25 protein-coding genes and 1 rRNA gene are annotated in these 26,775 nt (G+C 58.8%); 12 read left to right on the top strand and 14 right to left on the bottom strand.

What is annotated here, in order from left to right:
* Positions 1 to 97 (top strand): 5S ribosomal RNA (gene rrf, locus E5K03_RS10440); the annotation flags it as partial.
* A gap of 136 nt (positions 98 to 233) precedes the next feature.
* Here the strand turns inward: rrf and E5K03_RS10435 are convergent.
* Both E5K03_RS10435 and E5K03_RS10430 read right to left on the bottom strand, forming a co-directional pair.
* On the bottom strand, positions 234 to 614 hold the full coding sequence (locus E5K03_RS10435; protein WP_138006784.1) for a hypothetical protein: 381 nt from the start codon (positions 612 to 614) through the stop codon (positions 234 to 236).
* Entirely contained in the window at positions 611 to 904 is a 294-nt protein-coding gene (locus E5K03_RS10430) for a hypothetical protein (RefSeq protein WP_138006783.1), read from the bottom strand. Before E5K03_RS10430 ends, E5K03_RS10435 begins: the two co-directional genes overlap by 4 nt.
* A gap of 181 nt (positions 905 to 1,085) precedes the next feature.
* Between E5K03_RS10430 and E5K03_RS10425 the strand changes: the two genes are divergently transcribed.
* Positions 1,086 to 2,276 carry a redox-regulated ATPase YchF gene (locus tag E5K03_RS10425; RefSeq protein WP_138006782.1) on the top strand — a complete coding sequence of 397 codons (1,191 nt, stop codon included), beginning with the start codon at positions 1,086 to 1,088 and terminating at the stop codon, positions 2,274 to 2,276.
* A 186-nt stretch (positions 2,277 to 2,462) separates the two neighbouring features.
* Here the strand turns inward: E5K03_RS10425 and E5K03_RS10420 are convergent, their stop codons facing one another.
* Entirely contained in the window at positions 2,463 to 2,993 is a 531-nt protein-coding gene (locus E5K03_RS10420; protein ID WP_171006674.1) for a CinA family protein, read from the bottom strand.
* Between the two features lie 260 nt (positions 2,994 to 3,253).
* On the opposite strand from E5K03_RS10420, the gene E5K03_RS10415 reads away from it, so the two are divergent.
* Positions 3,254 to 3,505: a hypothetical protein gene (locus E5K03_RS10415; protein WP_138006781.1), complete on the top strand. Its 252-nt coding sequence runs from the start codon at positions 3,254 to 3,256 to the stop codon at positions 3,503 to 3,505.
* A 3-nt stretch (positions 3,506 to 3,508) separates the two neighbouring features.
* Positions 3,509 to 3,757, top strand: a complete 249-nt coding sequence (locus E5K03_RS10410) for a DUF7123 family protein (protein ID WP_138006780.1) — start codon at positions 3,509 to 3,511, stop codon at positions 3,755 to 3,757.
* A gap of 25 nt (positions 3,758 to 3,782) precedes the next feature.
* Here the strand turns inward: E5K03_RS10410 and E5K03_RS10405 are convergent, their stop codons facing one another.
* Positions 3,783 to 4,055 (bottom strand): DUF7521 family protein, encoded by a 273-nt coding sequence (locus E5K03_RS10405; RefSeq protein ID WP_138006779.1) that lies wholly within the window; start codon positions 4,053 to 4,055, stop codon positions 3,783 to 3,785.
* Positions 4,055 to 4,435 carry a winged helix-turn-helix domain-containing protein gene (locus E5K03_RS10400; RefSeq protein ID WP_138006778.1) on the bottom strand — a complete coding sequence of 127 codons (381 nt, stop codon included), beginning with the start codon at positions 4,433 to 4,435 and terminating at the stop codon, positions 4,055 to 4,057. Before E5K03_RS10400 ends, E5K03_RS10405 begins: the two co-directional genes overlap by 1 nt.
* A 342-nt stretch (positions 4,436 to 4,777) precedes the next feature.
* On the opposite strand from E5K03_RS10400, the gene E5K03_RS10395 reads away from it, so the two are divergent.
* A complete protein-coding gene (locus E5K03_RS10395) occupies positions 4,778 to 5,770 on the top strand; it encodes an AI-2E family transporter (protein WP_138006777.1) in 993 nt (330 codons plus the stop codon).
* 36 nt (positions 5,771 to 5,806) lie between these two features.
* Here E5K03_RS10395 and E5K03_RS10390 read toward each other — a convergent pair whose 3' ends face one another.
* Complete coding sequence (locus tag E5K03_RS10390; RefSeq protein WP_138006776.1) at positions 5,807 to 6,310, bottom strand: TspO/MBR family protein; 504 nt, start codon at positions 6,308 to 6,310, stop codon at positions 5,807 to 5,809.
* 69 nt (positions 6,311 to 6,379) lie between these two features.
* Between E5K03_RS10390 and bcp the strand changes: the two genes are divergently transcribed.
* Positions 6,380 to 6,838 carry a thioredoxin-dependent thiol peroxidase gene (gene bcp / locus E5K03_RS10385; RefSeq protein ID WP_138006775.1) on the top strand — a complete coding sequence of 153 codons (459 nt, stop codon included), beginning with the start codon at positions 6,380 to 6,382 and terminating at the stop codon, positions 6,836 to 6,838.
* 16 nt (positions 6,839 to 6,854) lie between these two features.
* On the opposite strand, the gene glyA is transcribed toward bcp, so the two are convergent.
* From glyA to E5K03_RS10365, 4 genes are all read right to left on the bottom strand, one after another.
* On the bottom strand, positions 6,855 to 8,102 hold the full coding sequence (glyA, locus tag E5K03_RS10380) for a serine hydroxymethyltransferase (RefSeq protein ID WP_138006774.1): 1,248 nt from the start codon (positions 8,100 to 8,102) through the stop codon (positions 6,855 to 6,857).
* An 89-nt stretch (positions 8,103 to 8,191) separates the two neighbouring features.
* Positions 8,192 to 9,055: a methylenetetrahydrofolate reductase gene (locus tag E5K03_RS10375; RefSeq protein ID WP_138006773.1), complete on the bottom strand. Its 864-nt coding sequence runs from the start codon at positions 9,053 to 9,055 to the stop codon at positions 8,192 to 8,194.
* Between the two features lie 94 nt (positions 9,056 to 9,149).
* Positions 9,150 to 10,112, bottom strand: coding sequence for a hypothetical protein (locus tag E5K03_RS10370; protein ID WP_138006772.1), 963 nt, complete (start codon positions 10,110 to 10,112; stop codon positions 9,150 to 9,152).
* 159 nt (positions 10,113 to 10,271) lie between these two features.
* Positions 10,272 to 11,246: a succinylglutamate desuccinylase/aspartoacylase family protein gene (locus E5K03_RS10365; RefSeq protein ID WP_171006673.1), complete on the bottom strand. Its 975-nt coding sequence runs from the start codon at positions 11,244 to 11,246 to the stop codon at positions 10,272 to 10,274.
* Between the two features lie 149 nt (positions 11,247 to 11,395).
* On the opposite strand from E5K03_RS10365, the gene E5K03_RS10360 reads away from it, so the two are divergent.
* The 4 genes from E5K03_RS10360 to E5K03_RS10345 all read left to right on the top strand — a co-directional run bounded on the left by E5K03_RS10360 (position 11,396) and on the right by E5K03_RS10345 (position 18,535).
* The gene (locus E5K03_RS10360) at positions 11,396 to 13,972 is read left to right on the top strand and encodes a GcvT family protein (protein ID WP_138006770.1); all 2,577 of its coding nucleotides are present in this window, start codon (positions 11,396 to 11,398) and stop codon (positions 13,970 to 13,972) included.
* A gap of 235 nt (positions 13,973 to 14,207) precedes the next feature.
* The gene (locus E5K03_RS10355) at positions 14,208 to 16,760 is read left to right on the top strand and encodes a GcvT family protein (protein WP_138006769.1); all 2,553 of its coding nucleotides are present in this window, start codon (positions 14,208 to 14,210) and stop codon (positions 16,758 to 16,760) included.
* Positions 16,761 to 16,765: 5 nt separating this feature from the next.
* On the top strand, positions 16,766 to 18,010 hold the full coding sequence (gene ilvA / locus E5K03_RS10350) for a threonine ammonia-lyase (protein WP_138006768.1): 1,245 nt from the start codon (positions 16,766 to 16,768) through the stop codon (positions 18,008 to 18,010).
* Positions 18,011 to 18,094: 84 nt separating this feature from the next.
* Positions 18,095 to 18,535: a universal stress protein gene (locus E5K03_RS10345; protein WP_138006767.1), complete on the top strand. Its 441-nt coding sequence runs from the start codon at positions 18,095 to 18,097 to the stop codon at positions 18,533 to 18,535.
* Positions 18,536 to 18,563: 28 nt separating this feature from the next.
* Here E5K03_RS10345 and E5K03_RS17240 read toward each other — a convergent pair whose 3' ends face one another.
* Both E5K03_RS17240 and E5K03_RS10340 read right to left on the bottom strand, forming a co-directional pair.
* Entirely contained in the window at positions 18,564 to 18,722 is a 159-nt protein-coding gene (locus E5K03_RS17240) for a hypothetical protein (protein WP_171006672.1), read from the bottom strand.
* A gap of 50 nt (positions 18,723 to 18,772) precedes the next feature.
* Entirely contained in the window at positions 18,773 to 19,189 is a 417-nt protein-coding gene (locus E5K03_RS10340; RefSeq protein WP_205742982.1) for a hypothetical protein, read from the bottom strand.
* 403 nt (positions 19,190 to 19,592) lie between these two features.
* Between E5K03_RS10340 and E5K03_RS10335 the strand changes: the two genes are divergently transcribed.
* Positions 19,593 to 21,374: a BCCT family transporter gene (locus tag E5K03_RS10335; RefSeq protein WP_138006766.1), complete on the top strand. Its 1,782-nt coding sequence runs from the start codon at positions 19,593 to 19,595 to the stop codon at positions 21,372 to 21,374.
* A 144-nt stretch (positions 21,375 to 21,518) separates the two neighbouring features.
* On the opposite strand, the gene E5K03_RS10330 is transcribed toward E5K03_RS10335, so the two are convergent.
* Positions 21,519 to 22,082 carry a hypothetical protein gene (locus E5K03_RS10330; RefSeq protein WP_138006765.1) on the bottom strand — a complete coding sequence of 188 codons (564 nt, stop codon included), beginning with the start codon at positions 22,080 to 22,082 and terminating at the stop codon, positions 21,519 to 21,521.
* A 100-nt stretch (positions 22,083 to 22,182) separates the two neighbouring features.
* Positions 22,183 to 24,558, bottom strand: a complete 2,376-nt coding sequence (folP, locus tag E5K03_RS10325; protein WP_138006764.1) for a dihydropteroate synthase — start codon at positions 24,556 to 24,558, stop codon at positions 22,183 to 22,185.
* 207 nt (positions 24,559 to 24,765) lie between these two features.
* Here folP and E5K03_RS10320 point away from each other — a divergent pair, with 207 nt between their 5' ends.
* The gene (locus tag E5K03_RS10320; protein ID WP_138006763.1) at positions 24,766 to 26,484 is read left to right on the top strand and encodes a formate--tetrahydrofolate ligase; all 1,719 of its coding nucleotides are present in this window, start codon (positions 24,766 to 24,768) and stop codon (positions 26,482 to 26,484) included.
* The last annotated feature ends 291 nt before the right edge of the window (positions 26,485 to 26,775 follow it).

Genomic DNA, 26,775 nt, shown 5'->3' with positions numbered 1-26,775 from the left:
CACCCGTACCCATCCCGAACACGGAAGTTAAGCTCGTCAGCGTTGTGCGTAGTACTGGAGTGAGCGATCCTCTGGGAGTTGCGCATCGCCGCCCACCATTCATACGTTATTATACACCGAAGAGCGGATGCGCTGCGTCAGGTAACGATCGCAGCGCGGCACACAACACCGCAGAGCGGCAGCACTTGCGATCGCACCGTGTTATAACTCCCGCTGAACCGACGATCGCTGCCTTACTGGCTGTAAATCGTCTGTGGATCAACACCCAGCATTGCACACAGTGGTTCAATCTCCACGCCGAAGTCCGCATACATCACCGTGAGTCCACGCTGTAGCAGCGTTTCCGGCGCTGGATCGATCGGTTGCGGCCCAGCGATCGACAGTTGTACGGGAGCGAAAGACGGTTGCGTGGAGTTGCCGACGATCGCAAGCTGTGACAACAAGAGCACCTCGAGCGGCGTGATGCGATCAGTATCGTCCGCGTAGCGGGCGGTGATTCCGACGAGCCGGACCGCGTGCTCTGGCTCACGAACCGTGAGTGCAGTATCGATCGCGGCAGCCTGTAATTCGTCGATAGAAATTGGCCGTTCAGCATCTGACAACGAGTCAATCATTCGTCTCCAAATGGGGTATCGAGATCAGCATCGACGACAGTACCGTCGGGTTGGATCGTGATCGAACCGAGCGAGACGGTTTCGTCGGGTTCGGTGTGACGGACAATCGATTCGAGCGTTGCTTGTCGATCGAGCCGATCCCACACGAGCGACTCGACGAGCGACTGGAACGCATCCGGATCCTGCCACGCAGAGCTAATCTCCGAGGGGATCCGAACGAGAAACCGGAGCTCCGCGTCGGTTCGGTGGATTGCGACTCCAAACCGATCGGCGTCTGGCGGCTCGTCCATACGATCGATGAGAGATGCTCACAAATCAAGCCACCGTTCGCTGCGAATCGAGTACGCTCGATCGTCAAGCAGAACACGAACGGCTGGACAGCACCGGAAGCCAGAACTTCTGCTGTGACAAATCACCACATAGCGCCTCCGTGTAGAACCGCTTTTGCCGGCTGGCCGATCACCACAAATAATGAGTTACAAGATCGGCTTGGTGGGGAAACCCTCGGTCGGCAAGTCGAGTTTTTTCAATGCGGCAACGATGAACGACGTGCCGGAGGGTGCCTACCCGTTCACGACGATCGATCCGAGCGTTGGTGAGGCCTACGTACGCGTGCCGTGTGCAGCACCAGAGTTCGATGAGACCTGCACGCCATCGGTTGGGACCTGTAACGAAGGGACGCGGTTCGTCCCGGTCAAACTGGTCGACGTGGCTGGGTTAATTCCAGGCGCACACGAGGGAAAAGGCCTGGGCAACCAGTTTTTGACCGATCTCAACGAGGCAGATGTCCTCGTACACATTGTCGACTTCTCTGGACAGACAGACATTGAGGGAGAACCAACGGAGGATCACGACCCTCGTGAAGACATCGACTTCCTCGAGGCAGAACTCGACATGTGGTACCTCGAAATTCTCGAAAAGGGAATCCAGCGGTTCGAAACCAAATATCACGGCGCAGAGGCGACGATTGAAGAGGAACTCGCCGAGCAGATGAGCGCCTTCCGAACGAACAAAGACGAGATCAAGCAAATAATCCTTTCGGAAGGGTTGGAGTGGGCACCCGAGGCGTGGGATCGAGACGATCGCGCTGCGCTTGCTAGAGAGATTAGAAAACGGACGAAGCCGATGATCGTCGCAGCCAACAAGATGGACACCGATACAGCGGCGACAAACTGGACAGAGATAACGACGGATCCTGCCTACGAGCACCTGACGTTTGTTCCGACGAGCGCGCATGCAGAGAAGGCGTTGAAGACGGCGGCTGAATCGGGTGTGGTCGACTACACCGCTGGTGAGGACTCGTTTTCGATCACGGGCGCGGTTTCTGAACAACAACGCGAGGGGCTAGCAACAATCAAGGAGTTTGTTGAATCCTATGGCGGAACCGGCGTACAACAGGCGCTCGAAACGGCGCTATTCGACGAACTCGGGTGTATCGCGATCTTCCCAGGGTCGGCGAACGGACGCAGCGATGAAAAAGGGGTGTTCCGGGACTGTTTCATTCTTCCTGAGAATGCGACTACGGAGGGATTCGCGTATCATCTCCATTCAGATATTGGTGATGGGCTGCTTCACGGCATCGACTGCCGGACAAAGCGACAAGTTGGCGCAGACCACAAACTGGAACACCGTGACGTGATCGAGATTATTTCGACGAACTGAACACCTGTTTGGCAATACACCCAGACGTCATTTCGTGTAGTAGACGTCATTTCGTGTAGTAGACGTCATTTCGTGTAGTAGACGTCATTTCGCGTAGTGGATGTCGCTTGCTTCGAACCGCTCACGACTGAAACAGACGTTATCGTGTTGAACAAATCACGTCTGGGCGTAAAACGGCGCTCTCGGCTACTCGTCTACCTCCACTGTGTCGATCGCCTCTGCAAGCGCTTCGAGGCACGCAGTGACCGTCTGTTGTTTGATCGATCGGCGATCGCCATCAAAGACGTGGCGTGTGCTCGTCGAAAACGACGTTTCGGTGCCCCACGGACCAGCATAGGCGACACCAATATACACCAACCCGACTGGTTTATCGGCAGTATCGCCGCCCGGGCCGGCAATACCCGTTGCTGAGACGCCCCAGGTGGTATCGGCGATATCGCGCGCCCCCTGTGCCATCTGCTCAGCCACTGGGGGCGATACGGCACCGTGCTCGTCGAGTGCTTCCCGGGCAACCGACAGTGCCTGTCGTTTTGCGTCGTAGGCGTACGTGACAAATCCGCGTTCGAAGTAGTCGCTCGATCCGGGCACATCGGTGAGTGTTGAACTAATCAGCCCGCCGGTGAGAGACTCTGCGGTTGCGATCGTCTCTTCCCGGTCTCGAAGCCGATCACCGACCATCTCGTTGATCGAACCATCTCCGCGCGACGATTGGGCCATGTTGATGGAGAGCGTCTCGGGGCACTCAATACTACCGACTCGTACACAACCACTCATATCTGAATATATTAAATTATATATTGTCATTACATAGATACGGTCTCAAATCGGAGTTTAAATCGTTAAATCGGTTTTCAAGCAGTTATAAAATGTAGTGAATTATCGAGTGATTTCGTTAATTGGGTTGAAGTCTCTGTAACGCTCGTCGCATTATATGTGCTATCCGGACATAGCACTGAGTGTAGCCGGTGACCCCTCCCATGGAATCAGCAACCCAACTCGAATCAAACGCCACGACGAACAATCACGTGGACTCGCCCGTCGACGAATTGGTCTCTCGATCAATCGGAGCGATCCGATTTGCAAGCTTCTGGCTGGCGGTCGCGCTCCCATTCGTATACATGCCACTATTGGTGATAGACATGACACCGTTGACCGCAATGGCATTCTTTGGCCTGTTCTGTGCGAACATCATTGCACTGATCGTCGGTCACGGACACAACAATCGATAACCAATGAGCACTACATCACAACACACCGACGCTGCTTTCAGTAAAGAAGAACAACTACTTTGCTACCTACGCGAGCGTGCCCAAGATGGTGAACTATATTTCAAGAGCAAGTTCATTGCTGACGATGTTGGTCTCTCCGCAAAAGAGATCGGTGCGTTGATTGTTAAATTGCAGGACTCCGCGCCGGATCTGACGATCGAGAAATGGTCGTATACAAGTGCGACGACGTGGCGCGTCGAGTCAGTTGCATAATCAAGCTCACAGAGCAAGTATGGTATCACTCAAGAAATAGCGAATAGACGATCACGGCGAATCCAATCGCGGTCAATAAGCTATCAATAATCACGCCTGTGACGAGGTCAATATTTAGCAGTTGATCCGCAATTCCCCCAAGTAGCGCACCGATCGTAACAAAACTAAATCCGATGACGAGAGCGCGAAGTGATGGATCACCTGTTCGTCGATACGCCTTGTATGCAAAGAACGCGATACTGCCTCCCAGTAGTAAGATCGCAGTCTTGGTTGCGATGAGCAGTATTTCAGGGTACATTATGTTTCCTCTCTGATTTGGGCCCACAACTCTTCGAGCCGTTGATCGGCGGTTTCAGCCTTGTCAGGTCGATCGATCGACGCGTGTAGTGATTCTTCGTCTGAGACCCCTATCGTGAGGCGCTCAAAGTTCCGAACATACCGAGTCGTGTGCTGGCCGTTTCGTTTGATTTGTGTCTGTTCGGAGAGCAACGAAGCATCGACGAGCTGGTCAAGCTTTCGGTACATCGTCGACAGCGGGATATCACAGTGTTCGGAGAGTTCAGTCGCCGTCTGCGGTTCCGAGAGCGCCTCGATGATCGTTCTTGCCCGCTTATCACCGAGTGTGTCCAACACGGTTTCTGCTTCGGGATCGGGCACATCAGACGGCGGTCGAACCATCACATCTCCGTTCGTTCCGCCGGGGAGTAAACGTATTCGATTCTCTAACAGGAGTTGGCAATATAATCCACATTTATATACGAATCCGACTGAGGAGAGCCTCGAACGCTATAGTAGCGTTTGCAAGTATTTTCTCACTTCGGTTCAGAAACGACTGGCTCAGGCACTCTCAGACTGCATTTCGAGGTGGTTGTTGCAAAGCGTTGCAAACGTTACTATAGTATACGCGTTCCGAGCTGAAATAAAGACAATCACATTGCCAACAACTGCTAAACAAAGCTTGACAGAATCACGCTCGGACTGCGACGGTGGTTTTATTTTTGTCTCGTGGGACCGATGAGTATGAATCGCTCGCAGTCATTCCTCCTCGTCTGTATTTCCCTGTCAGCGATCGCTTCGTTGTACATCGTCTTGCCCTTCCTTCAGTATGTCCTCGGTGCAGTCATCCTCGCGTACGTGTTTTATCCATTCAACCAACGGCTTGTACCGTATTTTGGCCCGATGATTTCGCCGATGGTGTTGATTGTCGGTGTGTTTGTCGCGACGATCGTCCCCTTCATATACATCGCGATCGTGTTGTACAGCGATATCCAACAGCTCATTCGCGGGGATACACCGCTCAACAGCAGTGAAATCGAACGGACTATCTCAGACACTATCGGGATCAACGTCGACCTCTCCGCTCAACTGCAAGCACTTGGAGAGGGTGCTTTTGATATTTTGTTTGGCAATGTCTCGGGTATCTTTAGCGTTGGGGCACGACTGTCGATTGGCTTCGCACTCGTGTTATTCCTCGTCTATTATGTTCTTCGTGATGGAGACCGGTTCGTTGCCTGGAGCCACGATGTCGTCCCGATGCCTGATCCGGTCACCGATCGACTCTTTACGAAGGTTGATCGGATGATTCGTGGCGTCGTTATCGGTCACATCGTCGTCGCGGTCGGACAAGGAGTTGTGGCGGGCGTGGGGATGTGGGCGGTCGGAATCCCGAACGTTGTGTTCTGGACATTTGTGATGGTTTTGCTGGCGTTATTGCCGCTCATCGGTGCGTTTATTGTTTGGGGCCCCGCCGCGGTGTATTTGTTTCTCATCGGTGACACCGTGGGGGCGATCGCGCTCACGGTATACGGGGTCGCCATCGTAAGTTCAGTCGATAACTATGCACGGCCCATCCTCATCGATCAACAGGTCCATCTCAACCCCGCGGTGATTCTCGTTGGCGTATTTGGCGGTGTCTACGCCATCGGAGTCACTGGCCTCTTTGTTGGACCCGTTGTTTTCGGCGTGCTCGCGGCCACGCTCACCACATTCAACGAGGAGTACGACCTCCTGTAGTCGACGTCGATCGAGAGTCCAGCCTGGGCACCACGCTCAATTTAACAGGTAGATCGTTCCGTTGAGTACCGTTGCGAACCCAACCCAAAGCAGGTACGGCACGAGCAGGCCTGCTGCGCGGCGATTGACACGGTCAAACGCAACGATCGTGGCGAGGATCAGCCCAAACAGGGGGATGATCACGGCAAGCCCGAGCGTGGGACTCTCAGCGGCGAAAAACGCGGGAGACCATGCAACGTTAAACGCCATCTGCACGCCAAACGCGACGAGGGCAACCGATCGGGATCGGCCGGCCGGCGATCTGTACACGAGGTACACTGCCACGCCAAGAAGCGAGAACAGCAGTGTCCAGACGATCCCGAAGAGTGCTGGTGGCGGATAGAACCACGGGAGCGTCAACGATTGAAACCATTCGCTGTTCGGATTCGTGAACACGACACCGCTCGCGCCGACGAGGTTCACGAGGACGATCGCAACGATGGCTCCGAGGAGGTCGTCTCTGGGGATCGATCGAATCCGCTGTGGAAGGGCAAGGGCCATGGGTACAATAGCACCCGGGTACGGATGAAAGTACAGAATTGTTTTGTCGCGTGAGTCCAGACTTCTCTTATGCTCAATGTTGGCGACGATGCCCCGGATTTTACGCTTCCAAACCAAGACGGCACCACGATTTCGCTTTCGGCGTACCGTGGACAGCGAGTCATTGTGTATTTCTACCCACGCGCGGACACGCCTGGCTGCACGACAGAAGCCTGTGGCTTTCGGGACGCGTGGGCAGACTTTCGCGACGTGGATGCGACCGTGTTCGGCATCAGTGACGACCCAGTCGACGACCTCGCAGCGTTTGCAGACGCGTACGATATTCCCTTCGAACTCCTCTCCGACGAAGACGGCTCGGTGTCGACCGCCTACGACTCCTACGGCGAAAAACAGCTATTTGGAAACACCGTTGAGGGAGTCTTCAGGAACACGTACGTCGTCGGCCCAGACGGGACGATCGAGGCCGCCTTCGAGGGCGTGTCACCGGACGGGCACGCCGGCGAGGTGCTGGCGGCGATCGACACCTAATACCACCCAATAGCGATCAGTCGTACAGCGGATACTCGTCAGTGAGCTCGTCGACGCGATCGCTCACGCGCTCGATGACTGCCTCGTTTTCTGGGTCGTCGATGACCTCACACAGGAGGTCTGCGACCTCGCGGCAGGCTTCTTCGCCAAACCCACGAGTGGTGAGTGCCGGCGTCCCCGCACGGATTCCCGAAGGGTTGAACGGTGATCGGGTCTCACCGGGAACCGTGTTGGCGTTGAGGACGATCCCCGCCGATTCGAGTGCCTCCTCGACCACCTTGCCGGTCGTGTCGGGATGGGAGGGTCGAAGGTCGACCAGTACGAGGTGGTTGTCGGTGCCACCCGAGACGAGCGACAGTCCGTTTTCACGCAGTTGATCGGCCAACGCTTTCGCGTTCCCAACGGTCTGTTCGGCATAGTCTTCGAACTCCGGCTGGAGCGCCTCCCCGAAGCCGACCGCCTTGCCGGCGATCGCGTGCATTGCCGGACCGCCCTGTGCACCGGGGAAGACCGCGCCGTCGATCGCGTCGGCGTGCTCTTCATCGCACATAATGATTCCCCCACGCCCCGAGCGGATCGTCTTGTGGGTCGAGCCGGTGACGAAGTCCGTAACGCCGATCGGTGACTCGTGGACACCCGCGGCGACGAGGCCCGTGATGTGGGCGATATCTGCGAGGTGGTACGCGCCGACCGCGTCAGCGGTCTCTTGAATGCGACCGAAGTCGACCTCGCGCGGATACGCCGAGTATCCTGAGACGATAATATCCGGCTCGAACTCGGTGGCGATGTCGTCAAGACCCTCGTAGTCAATGTATCCAGAGTCGATGTCGACCTCGTACTGTTCTACCTCGTAGACCTGTCCGGCGAAGTTCGCCGGGTGGCCGTGACTTAGATGCCCTCCGTGGGTGAGATCCAGCGAGAGGATCTTATCGCCCGGATCAAGCATTGCGAGGTAGACGCCCATGTTCGCCTGCGAGCCCGAGTGTGGCTGAACGTTTACGTGTTCGGCCCCCCACAGCGCTTTGGCGCGATCGATCGCGAGCTGCTCGATATCGTCGGCGTACTCACAGCCGCCGTAGTAGCGCTCGCCGGGGTACCCCTCCGCATAGTTGTTTGTCAGTTCAGAGCTCTGTGCCTCCATGACCGCCTCTGAGACGTGGTTCTCACTCGCGATCATGGCCAGCGTGTTGTTCTGTCGTGCACGTTCGCCTTCCAACGCAGCCGCAGCGTCCGGGTCCGTCTCCCGAACAGTCTCGTACGTCATATCGTAGGCTCGGAACTCCAGGGTAAATAACCCAGTCGTTGCTAGCTGGCGGTATTTAACCGTTGATGATGAGGAATTAGTTGGTTCTCTCAGGAGTCGAGTCGGCCAAGCCGCCACGACTCGGTGTCGGGTGTCTGATTGAACGTGTAGATGTGAACGCCGCGGATGCCGTAGGTTTCGTCGCCGACATAGGCACCGAGCCCGTCGATCAGATCGTCGGGTTTGTACGTCCCTCGCGAGCCGACGAGTTGTTTGACGAACCCGAGCACGCCGGTCGTCTTCCGGAGGAACTTGATCGAATCGCCGACGCCAACCTTCTGGGAAATCTTCATGAGTCGTTGATAGTTCATGACACCTGGAATTCCAATCTCCACCGGGAGGTCAACTCCCCGATCGCGGACCTCCTCAATCCATTCGAGGACGGTATCGGGATCGTAACACAGCTGTGTCACAATGTATGTCGCATAGGGCGCTTTCTTTTTCATCTCGGCCGCGAGTGTCTCATCGTCAATGAAGTCGTGGCCCTCCGGATAGCCGGTGATCCCGACATCGTCGAACTCGTATTCAAACTCTTCGAGTTCGACGAGTAGGTCGTACGCGGACTCGAATTCGCCGGCGGGTTCCTCGCGATCGCCGCCGGGGACGAAGATGTCTGTAATCCCTGCCTCGGCGAGCCGCCGGGCGATTTCTTCGAGTTGGTCAGGTCCTTCGATGTACCGCGCAGCGATGTGGGGTACGACCTCGAAGCCCGCCGCTGCGGCTGCCTCGCTCTTTTCGACGGTGCGTTCGATTCCAAGCTGTGGCGATGTTGTGATCGCGATCGTCGCGCCTTCCGGCAGGTGTTCGATCTCGTCGTCGAAGCTGTCGAACGGCATCAACTCAAAACGGGCGTTCGCGAGCAGGTACTCAGCCCCGTCGGATACTCCCGCTGTCGCCGCGGTTCCTACGGACATATATTAACTATCCTTAGGGATAGAGGTATTTTTGTCTGTGGGTGATACTACCAACCTGTTTATTAAATCAACCGTGGTAGTATGTTCGATCCCTTCAGCTGGTCGAAGGGGTAGTCGTCGGGACGCACTCTCTGATCCGCGCGGTTACTTCCTCCTGTGACGGCTGCTGGGTCGCATCTGCAACCCGATGACACACGAGGTCGAGAACGTTGAGTCGCCGAAGCAGATCAGTTGTCGCCTGCCGATCGAGTCCCAACTCGCGTTGGACCTCGTAGACGGTTCGAGATGTCGCGACTGCATTGACTATTTGTTCGATTCTGACACCCTCGGGCAAGCCGATCCCATCGGCGGCGAGACGGGTTTCGATGCGTCTATTCTCGGGTTCGACGTGGGTGTCGTCATCATCCGCCGCGTCGTCAGCGTTGGAGTCGTATGTTACCGGCGAGTGGACGCCCGCGTCGATCATGTATCGTCGGACCGTCTCTGCGGAGACGTCCATCTCAATTCGCTCGCCCATCTCTCCAAACGTCTCACAGGACTCGTACAGGGCTTCGAGGTATTCGATATCTTCGTAAGGTGGTACCGATTCATCGCGAACGGCTAGTTCTGGGTGCTCGGTATCTGGTGGCCGTTCGGATTCTGGCTCTTGTGTTACCCCTGTAGCGGCCTCCACTCGTTGATCCACATCTGTCGCTGGCTCTGGAATCTCTGATGCTTCGGCTTTGCTTTTGATTGTCAACTCCACCGCGAGAACGATGCCGTCGGCCCCGGTGCGCTTTGCGGACTCCGATTCGATGCTGACTCCGTTGGCGGCCTCGATCGGCTCGCGAATCGGGTTTTCGAACGTTGCACAGATCGAGCCCTCGGTGCCGATGTCGACGGCAATGGGTGTATACCCCTGCTGGGAAGCATCTACGGAGAGATCAATCGGGACGGTGAGCGACGCGCGCAGTCTCCCCTCGTGCATCGTCGCTTCCACTTCCGCTGGCGCTGTATCACGTGTCTCAAGCGATTCGACTAGTTGTGAGAGCGTTTCAAATGCGGTGTGCCCAACCATATCATTACCACATACTGACACTCTGTGTCACATAACCCTGTGTTAGGAATACTCAACCTGTTTAAAAGTTCGTGACTATGTATTCGTTTGTCAGTTATTCGTCTTATCTCCAAGGAGTCACCAACCGGGTTTTACCAGCTAATTATGAGAGCTGTTAAATCAATCTTGCTCGGTGTCAGCAGTTGAGGCCCGGCTTGCGAGGCTCGCAACGCGCTCGCCTGCGGCGTTCGCCCCACCGCGCGACAGGGAGTAGACGAATCCCGATCGATCGGCTGTAATAGTCTCGACTAATTCAAACGTCTCAGGGTTATGAACGGTGCCGAGCACTGTACCTACTTGCACATGATCGCCGACGGTTACTCTGGAGGCCGGCTCGAAGAGCCCAGCGCTTGACAGACAGACTGCGGGGATGTCGTCGCGGAGCACCTGCTGAGTGGGCGTGTTTTCTATGTCGCCCGGAACCATGCCCATCGTCTTGAGCACGTTGGTGACACCCTCGAGGCCGGCCGCGACGGCCTCAGTTGCGACCTCCCGGCTGTTGGCCAGTTCGACAGTGAGCGCGGGGATCTCTGCCTGTGAAGCCGCATTTCGGAGTGTTGTCCGGGGAGGATCAGACTTGGGCGGCTCGTCGACCAGCAGATGTGCCACGCCGAACGCTGTCGCAAGTCGATCGGCGGTGGTTCCATCGTCGCAGTATCGGACGTGGGTGAGCATCTCGGGTGTGCCGCTGTGGAGATCGACTATTGCATCGCTATCGGCGAGTCGGTCCCACAGGTATGCGGCGATCCGTTCGGTCAGTGTCCCGTCGGAATCACCAGGCCACACCCGATTGAGGTTTGGGTTTACCACGTCGTATGCCGCCGGTCCCATGTACGATCGGTGGTCCATCGCTGGCGGGTTCGCCACTGGGAGCACTCGGACGGTTCCAGCGATCGACATCGTCGAGAGCCGATCGCCGAGCCGCCGTGCCACGGCTGTGCCGTTCAGTTCGATCCCGTGTTGGCCGGCAATCACCGAGACCGTCGGTCCTTCAGCTCCTCGATAGGTGTGTTCGACGACGTCGATCGAGCCCCCAGAGGGCAGTTGACCGACAGCGAATGTCCGGCTCGTGTGTGCCGCCGGCTCGTGGTTCATATCAGTTCGGGGTGCCCGACCGACAAAAAGCTCGGGAGATCGGTACGTCGCGCTCGGAACCATATCGTACCAACAGCAGGAAACGTTGTGTAACAGCCTCAATCGGCGACAGGTATATTCGCCCGCCACCACGACCACGAATTAGCCATATGGATTCAACAGAGACTCTGCCAGAGACAGCAGACACAGTGGTCGTCGGTGCCGGTATCGTCGGCTGTAACGTCGCCTACCAGCTCACCCAACTTGGCCGCGAAGACGTCGTCGTCGTCGATCAGGGACCGATGCCGACGACGGGCGGCTCCTCGACGCACGCGCCCGGAATCATGTTCCAAACTGCAGAGTCGAAAGAGCTCAGCCAGTTTGCGAACTACAGCCGAAAGCTCTACAGCCAACTCGAGGGTGCGGACGGCCACCAGGCGTACAACGAAGTCGGCGGGATCGAAGTTGCCCGCACCGAAGAACGCATGGACTTCCTCCAGCGCCGGGTTGAACACGCCCACGCGTGGGGAATCGAAGACCCACAGATCCTCTCGCCCGAGGAGGTGACAGAGCACCTGCCCTTGGTGGATCCGGACACAATCCTCGGCGGCTACTACTCGCCGACGGACGGCCAGGTCTCGGGTGTCGTCGCCTGCGACGCGCTCGCCCGCGAGGCGATCGCAAACGGCGCAACCTTTGTCCCGCACACACGGACCACGGATGTCGAAACCGCAGGCGACTCAGTTACCGCGGTCGTGACCGAAAACGGAACGATCGAGTGCAACGACGTCGTCGTTGCGACGAACATCTGGGCGCGCCAACTCGGCGAAAAGCTCGACGTACACCTGCCCGTGACACCGGTCGAACACCAGTACACGATGACCGAGTCGCTCGATGAGATGGCTGAGAACGCTGTCGACATCACGAATCATCCACTGTTCGAAAACTACGAGAACGTCTCCGGGGAGAAGGCAAAACGGCTGCTCGTCGGCCCCGATCGGCCAATTCTCCGAGACCAGGACAACGCGATGTATTTCCGGACGCACGGTGATTCCTATGGGATCGGCTCGTACAACCACGATCCGATCGTCCCCGACCCGATGGAGCTCGGCGGCAACGATCCGGACGGCGAACAGGGATCGGTCCACGAGTTCACCGACTACCACATGGACAACGCGACCCATCCCGATCGCCCAGACAAAGCGCCGCGGCAGGCCAGTGACGAACTGCTACCGGCCACTGCGGGCAAGGAACTCGAATTCAAGTACAACGGGATGTTCGCCGAATCACCAAATGGGTTGCCAGTGATGGGTCCGGTCGAAAAATACGACGGCCTGTGGACCGCAGCCGCGATCTGGGTCACCCACGCCGGCGGTGCTGGAAAAGCGCTCGCCGAGTGGATGGTAAACGGCGTCCCACAGCTTGATGACGGACCGATCGACGTGGGTCACTGCGACGTAAACCGCTTCGACGCCCACGAGGGCAGCTGGGATTTCGCCCGCGATATCGGTGCCGAAGAGTACCGTATCGTCTACAACATCATGCACCCGAAGTGGGTGTGGACGGAGCACCAACGGGATATCCGGCGGACGCCGATGTACCACAGCCACAAGCAGTACGACGCCGAGCTATGGGCCGAAGCTGGCTGGGAGGAGCCCCACTGGTTCGACTCCAACGCGGATCTCGTCTCGAAGTACGCCGATCGCATCCCTGACAGAGAGGGATGGGAAGCGAAGTACTGGTCGCCGATCGAAGGCGCCGAGGCGATCCACGTTCGCGAGGCCGTTGGGCTGCACGACATGACCGCGTTCAACAAGATGGAGGTCATCGGCGCAGAGGCCGGTGAGTTCCTCCAGCGCCTCTGCACGGGAGACATGGACCTCGACGAGGGACAGGTCAAATACACCCTGATGTGTAACGAAGGTGGGGGCGTGCGCGCAGACATTACCGTCACCCGCACCGACGAGGATCGCTATCTCGTCCTCACGACAGGCCGAGAGGTCGGCAACAACCACGTTGCGTGGGTGCGCGAGAACGCTCCTGACGGAGTCGTCGTCAACGACGTCACATCGAGTATGGCCGCGATGGTCTGCACCGGCCCGGATGCCCGAAAGGTGCTCTCGAAGGTGACTGACGTGGATCTCTCCGATGAGGCGTTCCCATTCTTCACGAGCCAGCAGTTCTTTGTCAAGAACGTCCCAGTCACTGCGCTTAGAGTCTCCTACGCGGGCGAGCTTGGCTGGGAGCTGTACACGCCTTCGGAGTATGGCGAACGGCTCTGGGAGCACATACTGGCGGCCGGCGAGGAGTACGACATTCGTCCGTACGGCAGCGGCGCGCTCAACTCTCTCCGGATCGAGAAGGGATTCCGGCTGTGGGGCGCGGATCTACACACCGAGCACAACCCATACGAGGCCGGCCTCGGCTGGGCGGTCGATCTCGACACCGACTTCATCGGCAAGGACGCCGTTGCCTCGGCGGCAGCGGGTGACAACATCACCCACAAGGTCGCTTGTCTCACACTCGACGACGAGGAGGCAACGATCCTCTCACACCGGCCGGTGTTCCGTCCCGGTGAGGACGAGTCGATCGGCTACGTCCACAGTGCCGAGTACGGCTACAGCGTCGGTGCGTGCGTCGCCTACACGTACCTGCCGCCGGAGGATGCCGAGCCAGGAACGGAGGTCGAGATTCTCTACGAGGGCGATCGGTACGCGGCGACTGTCCGCGAGGAACCGCTCGTCTAGCTGGCTCGTAGCCTGTCGATCCAAGCACACTCTCTTTTATTCAACTATCTGATTGGTTGAGTTTCGTGTTGGCCTTCCACATCATTGAGCGGCAAGAGTATCTCCCGGGTCGGCGGCAATATTAAACACCCGGAGTATGCCGTATCAATAACCGCTGTCCGGCGGTCTCGTGCGTGCGAGATCGATCACAGCACCAGCCTATTTACGATAGTGACAGTTACTCCGTATGAGTGAAATGAGCACGACAGAGCTACCACAGAACGCGGAGACGGTAATCATCGGCGCGGGTGCGGTCGGTTGCAGCGTCGCCTATCATTTGAGCGAACTCGGCGCGGAGGACATTGTCGTGGTCGATCAGGGCCCCCTGCCGGTCACGGGCGGCTCGTCGGTCCACGCACCGGGAATCATGTTCCAAACCTCCCCGTCGAAGATCCAGACGAAGGCGGCCTACTATACTAGCCGACTGCTGGCAGATGCCGGTGTCTACGACGAGGTCGGCGGCATCGAAGTCGCTCGCAGCGAGGACCGAATGGACTTCCTCGAACGGCGTGTCGAGAACGCAACCGCCTACGGGCTTCCTGACCCACAGTTGCTGTCGCCCGAGGAGGTGACAGAGCACCTGCCGCTCGTCGACGAAGACGAGATTCTTGGCGGCTACTACTCGCCAACCGACGGCCGGGTCGACGGCATTGGGGCACTGCAGTGGTACATCGAGCAGACCCCGGCGACGTTCGTCGGCGACACCGAAGTCACGGACATCGTTACCGCCGGCGGAGAAGTCCAGGCAATCGAGACAAACAAGGGACGGATCGACTGCGATCGCTGCGTGATGGCCACGAACAACTGGGGCTACCAGACCGGCCAGCTCGCGGGCGTCGATCTGCCGATCGCTCCGGTCGAACACCAGTACGTCGTGACTGAGCCGCTCGAAGAGCTGGCCGGTGCCGGCTCCTCGATGGGAAATAATACGACTGGACTCGACGTGCCGGGCAACCGCGACATCCAGGAAGCGATGAGCGAAGGCCCACACCAGCCGGTCGGCCGCGACCAGGACCACTCGCTGTACTTCCGGACCCACGGCGATCGTCTCGGGATGGGCTCGTACAACCACGAAACGCTCTCTGTCGATCCCGACGACATGGGAACCAACAGCGACGACAGACAAGCGTCTGTCCGCGGATTTACCGAAGAACACTGGACGCAACCGACACACCGTGGCCGCGACAAGTCCGCGAAACAGGCCTTCGACGAACTCCTGCCGACGACGGCAGATGTCGACTACGAGGTTACCGAAAACGGAATCTTCGTCTTCACGCCCGACGGGATGCCGGCGATCGGCGAGACCGCACAGGTTTCGGGGCTGTGGAGTGCGCTTGCGATCTGGTGGACCCATTCGGGCGGCTACGGTCGCATCCTCGCCGAGTGGATGGAAAACGGCACGCCACGACTGCCCTCCGGACCGGTCGACACCGGCGGCGTCCACGTCCGGCGGTTCGAGCCGCACGCTGGCGAGAAAGACTACTTCGTCGATCGCGGCGCAAAGCGCTACGAACAGGTATACAGTATCGTCGAACCGCGCTGGCAGGCGACCGAGCACCGCGGCCTCCGCCGGAGTCCGTTCTATTCTCACGAGGCCGACCTCGGCGCGGAGTTCTACCAGGGCGGCGGCTGGGAGACGCCACAGTGGTACGAGTCGAATGCCGACCTCGTCGACCGCTACGCCGACGAAATCCCCGAACAGGAGGGCTGGCAGGGCGTGAACCGATCGGCGATCGAGGGTGCAGAACACCTTCACACGCGCGAGCACGTGTCGATGTTCGACATGACTTCGTTCAGTTCGATCATAATTGAGGGCCCTGACAGCGCGGCGTTCCTCCAGCGAGTCTGCAGCAACGACGTGGACATTGATATCGGACAGGTCCGCTACTCGTTGCTTCTCAACGAGGGTGGCGGCATCCTTGCGGACATCACTGTCGTCCGTCTTGAGGAGAACGAGTACATGGTGACCACCGGTGGCGGTAACTCGCCGGGCATCCACGGCGAGTGGCTGAAAGAGCACGCCCCAGAGACAGTGTCAGTGACGATCGAGGAGGGCGCAAAGAGTACGATCGGGCTGTGGGGTCCGAAGTCTCGACTTCTGTTGCAGCGCTGTACTGACGCCGATCTCTCGAACAGCGGCTTCCCGTACTTCCGCGCGAAACAAATCTACGTCGGCGAGGTGCCTGTCATTGCGCTGCGGGTCTCCTACGTCGGTGAACTCGGCTGGGAGCTGTGGGCTCCTGTCGAGTACGGCGCACAACTCTGGGAGACGCTGTGGGAGGCCGGACAGGACCTCGACGTTCGGCCGATGGGCGGCGGCGCGCTCGAATCCATGCGTCTCGAAAAGGGCTATCGCCTGTGGGGAACAGACATTGACACCGACTCGAATCCATACGAGGCAGGGCTGCCGTTCGCGGTCGATCTGGACACCGACTTCATCGGCAAGGAGGCACTCGAAGCCGCCAAGGCAGCAGGAATCGACAGCCGGATCACCCCGCTCACGCTCGACGACTCGACGGATATCCTCATGAGTGGTCGGCCGGTATTGAAAGACGGCGAAGCGATCGGCTACGTCCAGGCCGCAGACTTCGGCTACTCGATCGGCGAGTCGATCGCGTACACATACGTTCCAGCGGAGTACGCGGAGGCTGGGACCGATGTGGAAGTGTTGTGTGAAGGCGAGCGCTACGACGCGACGATCCGCGACGAACCACTCTTCGACCCTGGCCGCGATAAACTGATCAGGTGATCGAGATGGCATCTGAAGACTCATCTGGGCTGCCAGTCACGTACGTGGACATCGAGCGGGCCCGCGAACGACTCGACGACGAGAGTGTCGTCAAGGAGACGCCGATCGAGCGCAGCTCCTCGCTCGATGACTTCGTTGGCGGAGAGGTGTATCTCAAGATGGAACACCTCCAGTGGACTGGCTCGTTCAAGACGCGCGGGGCGTACAACAAGATCAGTCAGGATGTCGAAAACGGCGTCACCGAGTTCATCGCTGCCAGCGCGGGCAACCACGCGCAGGGTGTTGCACTCGCGGCCACGAAGTGCGGCGCGGACTCGACGATCTATATGCCCGAAAACGCCCCACAGGCGAAGGTTGATGCGACCCGCGGGTACGGCGCGACCGTCGAACTCGTCGGCAAGGACTTCCAGGAGACGATGGCGCACGCCAAGGAGGCCGTCGAAGAATCTGACGCTGAGTTTGTCCACGCATACGACGACACGGATATCATCGCTGGACAGGGCACGCTCGGAATCGAGATGTATCACGACTGCCCAAAGGCCGACACTATTGTCGTCCCGATCGGCGGCGGCGGGCTCATCAGCGGGATCTCGACCGCAATCAAACACCTCTCGCCGGAGACTCGCGTCGTCGGCGTGCAAGCGACCGGCGCGGAGACGATCCACAAGAGCCTCGATAAGGGAATTCCGGTGACGCTCGACGAGGTGAACACGATCGCTGATGGCATCGCAACCGGGGGTATCTCCGAGGCGACGCTCGAGATTATCCAGGCGAATGTCGACGAGATCGTCACCGTAAGCGATACCCAAATTGCCCAGGCGATCCTCTTGTTGCTCGAACGCGCCAAGCAGGTTGTCGAGGGTGCGGGCGCGGCGTCGGTCGCGGCGATTTTGAGCGACGACCTCGACGTGTCCGACGAGACCGTGATGCCGCTGCTTTGTGGCGGCAACCTCGACATGACACGCCTCCAAACAGTATTGGTTCACGCGCTCACCGAGCGCCAACAGCTGTTGCAGCTTCGGGTTCGTATCGACGATCGACCCGGCCAAATGGAGTATATCTCGGGAATTATCGCCGACGAGGGTGCGAACATTCGCGACGTTCGCCACGACCGATCGGTCGAAGATCTCGAGATAGGCGAGGCATACCTGGTGTTTACCGTTGAGTCAAGTGGGGCTGAACACGCCGCGTCAATCATCGACTCGGTGTCGGCATCCGGCTACAGCGTCGAGAATACCACGTCGCTGTAACGCGCTGAACGGTGGCAGATTTCGTCGTTATCGAGCGGACTTTTATATATTGAGCGGTCGTGCGCATCAGATGGGTTGGAGACAATGTACGATAAGCTACTGATACCATACGACGGCAGCGACGAAGCGAAGAAAGGGGCTGACCACGGAATTAAACTGGCGGCATCGCTCGATGCATCGATACATGGCCTCTACGTGATGGATCTTCCGGGCGCGCCACGGGCCGTCGCGCTTCGGGATGATGAAGAGCAACTCCGCAAAGAATACCGCGAGTATGGCGAGAAGAAGATGGCCGAACTCACAGAGACCGCCGCAGAACTTGGCGTCGACTGCGAGACGTCGATTGTGCCAGGGTCGGTGAGCGAACAGATCGTCGAGCAGGCTGACAAACACGGTGCTGATGCGATCGTCATCGCCTCGGCGTATCGTGGTCGACTGGGGAACTTGCTCGGCGGGACGACCGACAAGGTCGTCCGGACGTCGAATGTACCGGTCATCACGCAGCGGATGCAAATCGACGAGTGAACGCTCGGCAACTCAGATTTTCCCTGCCCTACTGCCCGACGAGTCGCTGCTCGCGGAAATAGATCGTCATACTTGCTGCGAGAAAGCTGAATCCTGCCACGCCGTAGTTGCTGACCGACATAAAAAACAACGCGATTGCAAAAAACGCGACTGCGACGAGTGCCGCGACGGTTGCAGGGATGTTCATACTGGATACGTGCGTCCCGGGATTAAAAAACGACCGTCAACCGGACGTGATCAAAACATGTGGTCGAACTCCCAGTGGTACGAGCAGTTTGGGCAGGTTGCCCACTCTGGAACGTCAAACTGCTGGGGATGGCGTCGACCGTGCTTCATGTGATCGCCACACGATGGACAGACGAGCGCAATCAACTCCAGATCAGAGAACTCGTTTGCGGGGCGATTAGCTGTACAGCGGGTGCAGTCGATAGAATCTCGGGAGTCTTTCTGGTAGATCTCAGCGGTACACTGTGGGCATGCCACCAGTGCTGGCGGACGGTTGGTCCAACCGACATCACCGTCGGTTGTTGTGTTGTGAACGTCTGGGATTGCGAGTGTCAGGTTCGCCATCTCGGAATCCGCCCGAAGGGGCTGGGCTGCAGCGTTTAATGCCTTCCGGCAGTTCTGAAACACGACACGTAACATATCGGTCATTACGCGTTATAGGGATTGTATAAACTTAGGTGTCCGCTTTGGTGTTGATTTGTCCATACCCTGGTTAATTTGACCATACCTCCTGTAGCTTTTGGGGGTTTGTGTTCACTGTGCCGCTGTTTTAAACATATTAAACGATTAATCGGGCACTATATGCCATAGATTTATTACGGTGTAATTACTGGTACCGGGTGAGGTTGTGTGTCACGACACACGAGAACACGGCCTACGAACGACGTATCGCCGAGATGCGATCGTCGCGTCGATACCGGGGAGCGTGACATGACCCCTTGATCGCCCCGGAAACGGGATGATCGCGATCGGAGTACCGCTAGCAAACCGCTGGAGACAACGATCATGACACAACACGACGTACGACGCGGAAGAACTGAGGTGGTATCGTATGGCAGATGGTGAAAAAGAGACGACAGGAGAGATGTCCGACGGGCTGCAGGTGGAGCTGTTCCACCCGGATTCCGATCGGGAGCCGGGTGACACGAATATCGAGAAGTTCGGGTTCGATATTCATCCGGTCGTCTTCCCGATCGCACTCGTGATTATTGCGATCTTCATTGCGGCGACAATCATCCTCGGCGAACAGGCCGCGGAGGCGTACTCGACGATCCGCACGTTCTTCGAGGGGAACTTCGGATGGTTCTACCTACTCGCGGTGAACATCTTCATCGTGACTGTACTGTTCTTTGCGTTCAGCAAGTACGGTACGATCAAGATTGGCGGCGTCGAAGCGGAAAAAGAATTTAGCGACTTTTCATGGATGGCGATGCTGTTCAGTGCCGGGATGGGAATCGGCCTGATGTTCTTTAGCGTCCTCGAACCAACGTTGTACTTTAACAGTGTTCCGGGCTTCTGGGGTGCTGAGGCCGGAACTGGCGCAGCGGCGTCCGCTGCGATGGCACAGACATTCTTCCACTGGGGACTGCACCCGTGGGCGATCTACGGGCTTGTCGGTCTCGGACTCGCGTTCTTCTCGTTCAACCGCGGGCTTCCGCTCACGTTCCGATCGATCTTCTGGCCGCTGCTTGGCGAGCGGATCTACGGCTGGCCGGGCCACCTAATTGACCTTGTGACGGTGTTCGCGACGCTGTTCGGCCTCTCGACTTCACTTGGGCTCGGTGTCGCACAGGTCAACTCCGGGCTGTCGTACGTTGCTGGTGATATTCTCGGTATCGCGAGTGTTCCGGTTGGCGTTATCCCACAGATCGTCCTCATTGCCGGAATCACTGCGATCGCGACGCTATCGGTCGCCGCCGGTCTCGATGGCGGTGTCAAGCGGCTCAGCACGCTCAACCTGTATCTGATGTTGTTGCTGCTCGGCTTCCTGCTCATCGTCGGACCGACAGCGTTCATTTTCGGCACGTGGGTCGAAGGTATCGGCGCATACCTCGGCAGTATCCTTTCGCTGTCGTTCTTCACCGGGACGCTTGGCGAAGGTGGCAGTACTGTCGGTGCGTGGACAATCTTTTACTGGGCGTGGTGGATCGCCTGGTCGCCGTTTGTCGGGATGTTCATTGCCCGGATCTCGAAGGGCCGAACGGTTCGGCAGTTCGTGTTGGGCGTGTTGTTCCTCCCGTCGCTGTTCTCGACGCTTTGGCTGTCGACCTTCGGTGCGAGCGCGCTCCACGGTGCAGTCGACGGGGCCGAGGGCACGGCCGGGCCTGCGGTCATGCAGGCATACGGTGACCTCGCGTATGCGGAGTTCGAGACGCTCGGAATGTTCATCATGCTTGATCAGTACGCGCTTGGCGCGATTTCGGCAAGCATCGCAACGCTGCTTGTCATCACGTTCTTCGTGACCTCTTCGGACTCGGGGTCGCTGGTCATCGATCACCTGACCTCAGGTGGCAAACACGACGTGCCCAAGGCCCAGCGGGTCTTCTGGGCGATCACCGAGGGTGCGGTCGCTGCCATGCTGCTGTACGGCGGCGGGCTGGCTGCACTGCAGACCGCATCGATCGCGACTGGCTTCCCGTTCGCGATCATCCTCACCCTAATGTGTTACACGGTGTATCAAGGGCTGAAAAACGAGTACCAGATCCTCGAATCCGAGCAGTTTGCCGATCGGATTCAAGATATGGCTGATACCGACGAGGTCCAGGTCACAACGGCCGGCCGCGAGGTCGTCACTGACGTGAAAGGAGGTGCCGAGCCGGACGGAGACGACTGATCCATCACCCCAACGTCGGCCGAATTGGCTCTGCAATTGACTGCGCTTTTGTTGTATTACCTCGAACAGCCAGCGGTCTCGGGTGATCGATCACCGCCCGCACAAAACGTATGATGCGATCGAATTTTGCTGTCCTGACCGCACTCAGTAATCGCCCGCAGTCGCGTTGAACCAGAGCCGTGCTGGCCCACCGACGCCGATCGCTGAAATTCCCCCCCAGACTGCGAGGCCGATCGCGAGCGGCAAGACGAGCCACGCGATCGCGCTCACAATACCGAGGCCGATGAGCCCGAGCCACGGGTCGCCGATTCCAACCGCTCTCGTTAGCCACGTCCCAGTGACGACGAACCCGGCGCCGCTGATCGACAACACAATTACTGCAAACACGCCAGTCAACAAGAGACTAACCGCCATCGAGGTGACGCCGATCCGAAGCAGTTGGCTGTACGCGTAGCCGACGACAAACACGACGATGCTGTAGCTGACGATCCCGTAGACGACAGAGAGCAGCGGCCGCTCCATCGAGGCGTCAATCCCTGCATCGAGGCGGCCGCCATAGCGATACATGATGAAACCGCCGAAAAGCACAGTTGAAACGAGTGTTGCTGCGGCAAGAACGCTCCGTGGGGTCGCTTCGATCGCCGTCGGATCGAACGCCGTTGTGGCGATCACGGTATGGAGAACCGAGCGACCGACTAGTGGATCCATGCCCGGATGTTACTCCCTGCCCGCAAAAGCGTCGGGGTCCACGCCGCGGTCGATCGCGCTACCGTGAAACCGTCCGGACAACCGTTGCGTTCCGATCGCGCTACTGTGAAACCGTCCGGACAACCGTTGCGTTCTCTTCGACGTCGTGGACCCGAACCACGGCTGCGTCTCGTTCAACGGCCATCGAGGTTACCGCGAGCGTCGGGACCAACCGATCGCCGTCTGCCGGGGCAAATGGCTCAAGCATCGACTTCCGGGAATGACCAATCAGGACCGGACAGCCGAGCGAACGGAGCTCGCCCAGTCGATCGACCAACTCGAAGGACTCTGCGGGATCTTTTCCGAACCCACAGCCGGGGTCGATGATGATGTCCTCGCGATCGATTCCGGCGCGCTCGGCGGCCAAAAGCGGCTCGACGAGTTCGTCGATCACGTCTCTGACGACGTCGCCGTAGTCGCCGCTTCGTTCGGGATCGACGGGTGCAGACAGACTGTGCATCAACACGAGCGAGGCGTCGTGTTCGGCGACAACCGGTGCCATGGCGGGATCGTCGAGTCCCGACACGTCGTTGACGATGTCTGCCCCGGCTGACAGCGCTGCGTCTGCGACCGCTGCTTTCCGCGTGTCAATAGAAATCGGCACGTCGATCTCCGAGATCGCTTTGATGACTGGAACCACCCGATCGATCTCGTCTTCGACAGAGACAGGCTCTGCCCCAGGTCGGGTGCTTTCGCCGCCGATGTCAATGATGTCTGCGCCCGCTTCGAGCATCTGTTCGACACGATCGACCGCTGCGTCGAGGCGATCGTACTCGCCGCCGTCATAGAAGCTATCGGGCGTTACGTTGAGAATTCCCATCACGGCCGTGCGATCGAGCCCGAACGGGCTGGCCACTGTGTCGTCGATCGCCTCACGGACCTGCTCACCGAACCGTGCGAGTCCACGTCTCGACTCGGCGCACCGATCAGCCAGTGCTTCGAGCTGTGCAGTTGTTCCTGCACAGACGACTTCGAGGAGCTTCTGGTCGGAGCCGAGCCCGGATGACTCAGCCACCCCACCGATCGCAGCCAACTCAGTTTCGACCCAGGCTGCTTGTGCTGGTCGAAGCTGTGTCGAAAGCAGGTGGTAATCTGTCGGAAATCCCTCGACGTTCTCGAACGTTGCGCCCGAGAACACTGGCCACGGATCGACCGAACTCTGGTCGTGTGCAATCACTCGCCTCGTCCAGCGATCGCGGGCTTCGCTGATCGCGTACAGCGAGCCGGTGACAAGGACGAAATCCTCCGGCTCGGCGGCGGCGATCGCCTGCTCTGTGGCCTCGGGGACCGAGTCAACCTTCTGAATACTGTCTGCGTATCCCTCGAAGGCGTCTGCGAGGACGGAGACGCTCTCGGCGCGATCGATGTCCGGACGGGTGACGAACGCTGTATCGACCGCTGGAAGGGCAGTGACCATCGCTTCGTGGTCTTTGTCTGACATCGCCCCGAAGACGACGTGGAGTCGATCGTACTCGTAGCGCTCCAACAGCGCCTGTACAGTCTCCATCGCGCCGGGGTTGTGCGAACCGTCGAGCGCAATCGTCGGCGCGGTTGACATGAGTTCGAACCGGCCGGGCCACTTCGCTGCCCGCAGTCCGCGTGCGATCGTCGACTCATCCATATCGGCGATCTGTCGGGCAAGTGTCGCGGCAATTCCGGCGTTGACCGCCTGGTGTTGGCCCAAAAGCGACAGATGCGTCTCGAGTGACCACTCGTCGGCGGAAATTGAGACGGTGTTTTCGCTGGCCGATCGCATGCCTGTCTCGACCGCCCGGACGTCTGTCCCCTCCGTGCCGACAGTCACGACATCCGTCTCCTCTTTTATTGCCTCCAGCGCTGCGCCGCTTGTTCCGGTGACGAGCGGCGCACCCTCGGGGGCGACCTGGGCTTTGTCGCGGGCGATTTCCTCGACAGTGTCCCCGAGCAGCTCTGTGTGTTCGAGGCTCACGCTCGTGACGGCGCTCGCGATCGGATCGACCGCACTCGTCGCATCGTAGCGACCGCCAATACCAACCTCGAGAACCGCCACGTCGACGTCTTCAGCGCCGAAGTGTGCGATCGCGATCGCGGTGAGTACCTCGAAGTGCGTCGGCTCGTCGTTCTCTTCGCGCAGGGTTTCGATGATCGGATTGATCCGCTCGACGTGTTCGATGACCTTCGATTTCGGGATTCGCCGGCCGTTTATCCGTACCTGCTCACGAAAATCGTTGAGTCCCGGCGACGTGAACAGTCCCACATCGAGTCCGGCTGCCTGTAAGGCCTCTGCGAGGAGGGTGGCCGTGCTACCCTTGCCGTTCGACCCAGCGATCTGTACGCAGTCGATCTCTTCGTGGGGATCCCCGAAGTGCGACAGCATGCGGGCCGTCGTGTCGATCCCGAGCTTCGGGCGGCGCTGCTGAAACGACAACAGGTAGTCAGCAGCCTCGTGATATTTCATATCACATATCGCCGCTGCGGAGTGCATTAAGGTGTCGACACCCCCCGTTGAAAGCCGGCTACTGAGCGGACCACAGCCGGTGACGATTGCTTGGACACGACTCCTCTGGTGGGCTGTCACGACCACGACTCGACGAAACACATCCTATACTGTGCCCGTCATATACGCCAACATTCTTACTCCGCTGCGGAGGATGTTTATCTGCTTATGAGCGAATCCGACGAGCCGTTTCCGTCCGACTACGAGATCGCACAGAACGCCGAAATAGAACCGATCTGGGACATCCTCGAGCCCTGGGGCGTTGAGACCGACGATCTTCAGCTATTTGGCGAGCATGTCGCGAAGGTAAAACACGATGCGATCAACCGCCTTCGAGACAATGCCGAAAACAAAGACGGCAACCTCGTGCTCGTCACCGGGATGACGCCGACCCCGATGGGCGAGGGCAAAACCGTCACGACAGTGGGGCTCGGACAGACGCTGAACCACCTTGGCGAGGACGCAATGATCGCGATTCGTGAACCGTCGCTCGGTCCCGTCTTTGGCGTAAAGGGCGGTGCAGCCGGCGGCGGCTACTCGCAGGTGCTGCCAATGGAAGATATCAACCTGCACTTCACCGGCGACCTGCACGCGCTCACCTCCGCACACAACCTCATTTCGGCGATGCTCGACGCGAAGATCACGAAAGGCAACGAACTCGGCGTCGACGTCAACGACGTATCGTGGCCGCGGGCGATCGACATGAACGACCGTGCGCTGCGAAACACCGTCATCGGGCTCGGCGGCGAAACTGGTGGGACACCCCGCGAAGACGGCTTCCTTCTGACCGCAGCGTCCGAACTTATGGCCGTACTCTGTCTGGCCGAGGATCTGGGCGATCTCAAAGAGCGTGTCGCCCGGATTATCGTCGCCTACACCGACGAGGGCGAGCCGATCACTGTCGACGATATCGAAGCGACCGGGCCGGTGACAATGTTGCTGCGCGATGCGGTTAAACCGAACATCGTCCAGACGATCGAGGGGACTCCGGCATTCGTTCACGGCGGTCCGTTTGCGAACATCGCCCACGGGACGAACTCACTCGTCGCCGACAAGACCGCCTTCGGGATGGGCGATTATCTCGTCACCGAGGCCGGCTTCGGCTCAGATCTCGGCGCAGAGAAGTTCATGAATATCGTCTGCCGGCTGGGCGATATGACGCCGAATGCGGTCGTCTTGGTTTCGACCGTCCGAGCGCTGCAGTACCACGGAATCGGCGAGTGGCCGATCGACTACGACATGGTCGACGAGGCTGGCATCGAGGAACTGGAGGCCGGCTTCGAGAACCTCGATCGGCACGTCTCGAACATCCAGAAGTTCGGCGTCCCGGTCGTCGTCGCGGTCAATCGCTTCCCCGAGGATACCGACGAGGAGATCCAGACGGTGCTTGAGCACTGTCGGGATGATCTCGGCGTCGAGGCCGCCGAATCGAACGTCTTCGGCGAGGGCAGCGAAGGCGGCGTCGAACTCGGTGAGCGAGTCATCGACGCGGTCGAAGCCGGCGATGAAGACGAGTTCGATCACCTCTACACTGACGAGGCGTCGATCAAAGAGAAGATCGAGACCGTCGCAACCGAGGTCTACGGTGCCGACAGCGTCAATTACGTCGGCAGCGCCGAAGATGACATCGAGCGGATGGAGGAACTCGGCTTCGACGACTTCCCGGTCTGTCTCTCGAAGACGTTCCACTCGTTCAGCGACGACGCGACGAAGAAAGGCGCACCGAGCGGGTGGGAACTTGATGTCCGCGAGATCTACCCCTCCGCAGGCGCTGGGTTCCTCGTTGCATTGACCGGCGACGTGTTGACCCTCCCAGGGCTGCCGGCCCGGCCCGCGGCCGCCGACATGGACATCGACGCCGACGGTAACATCTCGGGACTGTTCTAAAGAGTACAGCGAGAGTTCCACGGGTTTCCGAAAACGTCCGTTTTCGGCTTTCGCAAATCTTCGATTTGCTCAACACCTGACCCGTGGGTGAATCGCGTCCGCTCCTCGTCATAATCCACGGTTTTATTCCGCATCAACTCGTTGAATCTGATCGGAACTCACCGTTAACAACCGCTCAAAACCCACGCACTGAAACAAGGTAAGACGTGGTGAGACGGGTGGTGTCGAGCCATCGTAAAGTGGCTGGCCTTCACGGACACGAACGGCGTGTTCGGGTGTTACTGGTTCCAC

It is taken from the genome of Halalkalirubrum salinum (genome assembly GCF_005543295.1).
Lineage (GTDB): Archaea > Halobacteriota > Halobacteria > Halobacteriales > Haloferacaceae > Halalkalirubrum > Halalkalirubrum salinum.
The sequence above is the reverse complement of the archived record's forward strand: the minus strand, read 5'-3'. Positions and strand labels throughout refer to the sequence as shown.

Excerpts from the sequence above, each read along its gene's own strand:
- E5K03_RS10435 (WP_138006784.1), bottom strand. The coding sequence starts at position 614 with ATGATTGACTCGTTGTCAGATGCTGAACGGCCAATTTCTATCGACGAA.
- E5K03_RS10430 (WP_138006783.1), bottom strand. The coding sequence starts at position 904 with ATGGACGAGCCGCCAGACGCCGATCGGTTTGGAGTCGCAATCCACCGA.
- E5K03_RS10425 (WP_138006782.1), top strand. The coding sequence starts at position 1,086 with ATGAGTTACAAGATCGGCTTGGTGGGGAAACCCTCGGTCGGCAAGTCG.
- E5K03_RS10420 (WP_171006674.1), bottom strand. The coding sequence starts at position 2,993 with ATGGCCCAATCGTCGCGCGGAGATGGTTCGATCAACGAGATGGTCGGT.
- E5K03_RS10415 (WP_138006781.1), top strand. The coding sequence starts at position 3,254 with ATGGAATCAGCAACCCAACTCGAATCAAACGCCACGACGAACAATCAC.
- E5K03_RS10410 (WP_138006780.1), top strand. The coding sequence starts at position 3,509 with ATGAGCACTACATCACAACACACCGACGCTGCTTTCAGTAAAGAAGAA.
- E5K03_RS10405 (WP_138006779.1), bottom strand. The coding sequence starts at position 4,055 with ATGTACCCTGAAATACTGCTCATCGCAACCAAGACTGCGATCTTACTA.
- E5K03_RS10400 (WP_138006778.1), bottom strand. The coding sequence starts at position 4,435 with ATGGTTCGACCGCCGTCTGATGTGCCCGATCCCGAAGCAGAAACCGTG.
- E5K03_RS10395 (WP_138006777.1), top strand. The coding sequence starts at position 4,778 with ATGAATCGCTCGCAGTCATTCCTCCTCGTCTGTATTTCCCTGTCAGCG.
- E5K03_RS10390 (WP_138006776.1), bottom strand. The coding sequence starts at position 6,310 with ATGGCCCTTGCCCTTCCACAGCGGATTCGATCGATCCCCAGAGACGAC.
- bcp (WP_138006775.1), top strand. The coding sequence starts at position 6,380 with ATGCTCAATGTTGGCGACGATGCCCCGGATTTTACGCTTCCAAACCAA.
- glyA (WP_138006774.1), bottom strand. The coding sequence starts at position 8,102 with ATGACGTACGAGACTGTTCGGGAGACGGACCCGGACGCTGCGGCTGCG.
- E5K03_RS10375 (WP_138006773.1), bottom strand. The coding sequence starts at position 9,055 with ATGTCCGTAGGAACCGCGGCGACAGCGGGAGTATCCGACGGGGCTGAG.
- E5K03_RS10370 (WP_138006772.1), bottom strand. The coding sequence starts at position 10,112 with ATGGTTGGGCACACCGCATTTGAAACGCTCTCACAACTAGTCGAATCG.
- E5K03_RS10365 (WP_171006673.1), bottom strand. The coding sequence starts at position 11,246 with ATGAACCACGAGCCGGCGGCACACACGAGCCGGACATTCGCTGTCGGT.
- E5K03_RS10360 (WP_138006770.1), top strand. The coding sequence starts at position 11,396 with ATGGATTCAACAGAGACTCTGCCAGAGACAGCAGACACAGTGGTCGTC.
- E5K03_RS10355 (WP_138006769.1), top strand. The coding sequence starts at position 14,208 with ATGAGCACGACAGAGCTACCACAGAACGCGGAGACGGTAATCATCGGC.
- ilvA (WP_138006768.1), top strand. The coding sequence starts at position 16,766 with ATGGCATCTGAAGACTCATCTGGGCTGCCAGTCACGTACGTGGACATC.
- E5K03_RS10345 (WP_138006767.1), top strand. The coding sequence starts at position 18,095 with ATGTACGATAAGCTACTGATACCATACGACGGCAGCGACGAAGCGAAG.
- E5K03_RS17240 (WP_171006672.1), bottom strand. The coding sequence starts at position 18,722 with ATGAACATCCCTGCAACCGTCGCGGCACTCGTCGCAGTCGCGTTTTTT.
- E5K03_RS10340 (WP_205742982.1), bottom strand. The coding sequence starts at position 19,189 with ATGACCGATATGTTACGTGTCGTGTTTCAGAACTGCCGGAAGGCATTA.
- E5K03_RS10335 (WP_138006766.1), top strand. The coding sequence starts at position 19,593 with ATGGCAGATGGTGAAAAAGAGACGACAGGAGAGATGTCCGACGGGCTG.
- E5K03_RS10330 (WP_138006765.1), bottom strand. The coding sequence starts at position 22,082 with ATGGATCCACTAGTCGGTCGCTCGGTTCTCCATACCGTGATCGCCACA.
- folP (WP_138006764.1), bottom strand. The coding sequence starts at position 24,558 with ATGAAATATCACGAGGCTGCTGACTACCTGTTGTCGTTTCAGCAGCGC.
- E5K03_RS10320 (WP_138006763.1), top strand. The coding sequence starts at position 24,766 with ATGAGCGAATCCGACGAGCCGTTTCCGTCCGACTACGAGATCGCACAG.